General features: G+C 30.5%; 3 protein-coding genes. All 3 read left to right on the top strand.

Annotated features, from left to right (window positions below; translation table 11 throughout):
* The first annotated feature begins 684 nt into the window (after nucleotides 1–684).
* Nucleotides 685–1,677: a glycosyltransferase family 2 protein gene (locus tag VKY41_RS05990; RefSeq protein ID WP_500813531.1), complete on the top strand. Its 993-nt coding sequence runs from the start codon at nucleotides 685–687 to the stop codon at nucleotides 1,675–1,677.
* Between the two features lie 4 nt (nucleotides 1,678–1,681).
* On the top strand, nucleotides 1,682–2,746 hold the full coding sequence (locus tag VKY41_RS05985) for a glycosyltransferase family 2 protein (RefSeq protein ID WP_500813530.1): 1,065 nt from the start codon (nucleotides 1,682–1,684) through the stop codon (nucleotides 2,744–2,746).
* 2 nt (nucleotides 2,747–2,748) lie between these two features.
* The coding region (locus VKY41_RS05980; protein WP_500813529.1) for an L-threonylcarbamoyladenylate synthase at nucleotides 2,749–3,088 on the top strand (340 nt) is incomplete at its 3' end.

The following is a 3,088-nucleotide window of genomic DNA, read 5'->3' as shown; positions in this document are numbered from 1 at the left end:
TAAAACCACTTTTATACCTCACTTAAATTACATCCACCTTGAAGGGCAAAGTGGTGAGTTTAATGTCGACATGAAAAAAGAACACCTTCTTTCATACCTCTATGTACTTCGGAAAAACTTCAGCTATTCAAAATTCTGGAGCATTAAGACATATCTCTTAATCTCCTACTTTTTTAAATCTATTGTGAAATCGAAGTACAGACCAATGTTTAAATTTCTACTGTTTAGAGGTGAAAGCTTAGCCCATTCTATTAGGCATAGGCAAACACAAATGAAAAATTTAAAATAACTTCTTTATTCTGAAGATACATCTATAATTCTTTTGAGAGTTACTTAATAGTGCTTTGCTTCGTTTAAAGACAACCTAGTCAATTAACATTGTCCGTTTAAAATTTTACAAAACCCTGTTTAACTGTAGAGAACGAGAACTTAAAAATGATTTTATTAAGAGACACCTTGCTATTATGTTCTCCTCTGTAGTTTATAAGCTATAAAGTATGACTAATCAATTCATGCTGACTGTCAAATTATTAAGAGCTAGTCTTGTGTCTTATATCTATTAGTGGTCTTATATCTAAGCTGGACACAACTAATTTGATATAAACTTATTTCTCCTTTCTAAGTATAATACAAAACGTGTTTTAGTTATATTAAACGGCTACTTTTGTTTATTAAATCCGTTTTATGCCTAAAATAACTGTTATAATGCCGGTTTATAATGGAGAGCTATTTTTGGAAGAAGCTATTGATAGTGTTTTAAATCAAACTTTCAAAGATTTTAAATTGCTTATAATTAATGACGCTTCCACAGATGGCACGCAAAAGATAATCAATAAATACTCTAATATTGATAAAAGGATTTCATATTTTAAAAATGACATAAATCTCGGTATTGCCAAATCCCGAAATATTGCAATAGATTCTACAAAAACAGAGTTAATTGCTTTCTTAGATGCTGATGACAAAATAGTTTCCACTCGTTTTGAAAAACAAATCCATTTTTTAAAAAACAATCCCAAAATTGGAGTGTGTGGTTCTTGGTTTACTTATTTTGGAAATAAAAGCAAGGTGATTGACCACAATGAAAGTCATGAAGAAATCAAGATTGATCTTTTAAGTCATTGTTCAATACAAAACTCTTCTGTAATGTTACGAAAATCAATCTTAGGTGATTTACGATTTGATGAAGATATGATTGTTGCAGAAGACTATTCTTTATGGAGCCAACTAATAGCAAAAACAAAATTTCACAACATTCAAGAATCATTGGTGTTTTATAGGTGGCATGAAAAAAACATCAGTAAAACCGAAAGAGATAAATTTGAGACTTCTGAATTTATTATTAGAGCTAGACAGTTAGAAAATATCGGCATCTTTGCTAATGATCCCAATCTAAAACATTTTGTAAATGCAGTTTCATTGAAAAGAAATGAATCAGCGGAGTCTGTTATTAAAACCGTAAAAGCTTCTTATTTACTTAAAGCAAATAACAAAAGCTACAATTATTTCAACCAAGAGCTTTTTGAAGCACATATAGACAACACAATTATTAGAACTATACGTAATGCAATAAACTACGACAAAAATTTTTACAAATTTATAAAAGAAGAGTCAGGATATTTTAACAAATTACCAAAATTAGATATCGCATATATATATTTAAAATCATGTTTATAAACAAATGAACCAACCCTTTATATCTATTATCATTCCTTGTTATAATGTGGCTAACTATATACCCCAGTCGTTCAAAACTGTTTTAACACAAACCTATTTAAATTGGGAGTGTATTGCAGTTGATGACGGTAGTACAGATGAAACAGCTAAAGAAATAAATCTTTGGACACAAAGGGATGATAGATTTAAATTAATTTGTCAGAAGAACACTGGACCAGCTGGGGCAAGAAACACAGGTTTAGACCATGCCTCAGGGGATTTAATTTTTTTTTTTGACGCTGATGATCTATTAGATGAGCAGTGTTTGCAAAGTCTATTAAACGCTTATAAACCGTCTGCTGACATTGTTATCGGTAATAACGCAAAAGTTCTTGGACAAACGACCCATAATCCAAAACCCATGGAACATTTCAGCGAAGAAGAAAAATTAGCTTCTAATTGTAATTTGCTAATCCTATCTTTAAAACTTTCCCTTAGTCCAGTGGTTTGGAATAAGCTATATAGCCGAAAGTTAATTCTATTAAATAACCTAAGGTTTAAGGAGGTGTTTCATGAAGATGAACTTTGGTTTTTCGAAACAATGCATTTAGCCAACAAGGTAATTTTCAATACAAGAATAACCTACTTTTACAATATCGATAATCAAGATTCAATTACCAAAAACTATAGCTTTAACAATCTTGAAGCATACCTGAAAATTATTGAAGATATATTTAATAAGTATTACAGCATTGAAGAGAACAAGCTAGAAAAAAAAGTAATTGGCACATATATTTTACACTTACAAATCAATACTATATCTGCATTTTTTCGATTTATTAAAAAAGAAAAAGTAGGATATAAATCTAATGGCATTTTACTTATAGAATCACATCTCTCAAAATATCAAATTGAAGACTTCTCTTATTTAGACAAATTGAGAACAAAACAATTCAAAATATTTATAAAATATGCTGCATCAAATCCTGAAACAGCTTTCAAACTAATTAGGAATACCAATAAAATAAATATCTTAAAGTTTTTTGAAAACATGTACTTGAAAATCAATCATTCTCTACAAAAACAATAAAGATGAAAAATCAAATCGAAAACGCAATCACAATCCTAAAACGCGGCGGACTAATTCTCTACCCTACAGATACGGTTTGGGGAATTGGCTGCGATGCCACAAACCCCGAAGCTGTTGAAAAGGTTTTTAAACTAAAAAACAGAAACGACAAGAAGTCGCTAATTTGCTTAGTAAGCGATTTCAAAATGCTTAATGAATATATCGAAGACGTACCAGAAGTGGCTTATGACATCCTGAAATATGCCGAAAAACCTACTACCATCATCTACGACGACCCAATTAGAATAGCCGAAAACTTAATAGCCGAAGACAATTCATTAGCTATCCGTGTAACTAAAGATG

It is taken from the genome of Xanthomarina sp. (assembly GCF_035306605.1).
Taxonomy (GTDB): Bacteria; Bacteroidota; Bacteroidia; order Flavobacteriales; family Flavobacteriaceae; genus Xanthomarina.
The sequence above is the reverse complement of the archived record's forward strand: the minus strand, read 5'-3'. Positions and strand labels throughout refer to the sequence as shown.

Bases quoted from the DNA above. Each gene is read 5' to 3' on its own strand.
- VKY41_RS05990 (WP_500813531.1), top strand. From the start codon at position 685: ATGCCTAAAATAACTGTTATAATGCCGGTTTATAATGGAGAGCTATTT.
- VKY41_RS05985 (WP_500813530.1), top strand. From the start codon at position 1,682: ATGAACCAACCCTTTATATCTATTATCATTCCTTGTTATAATGTGGCT.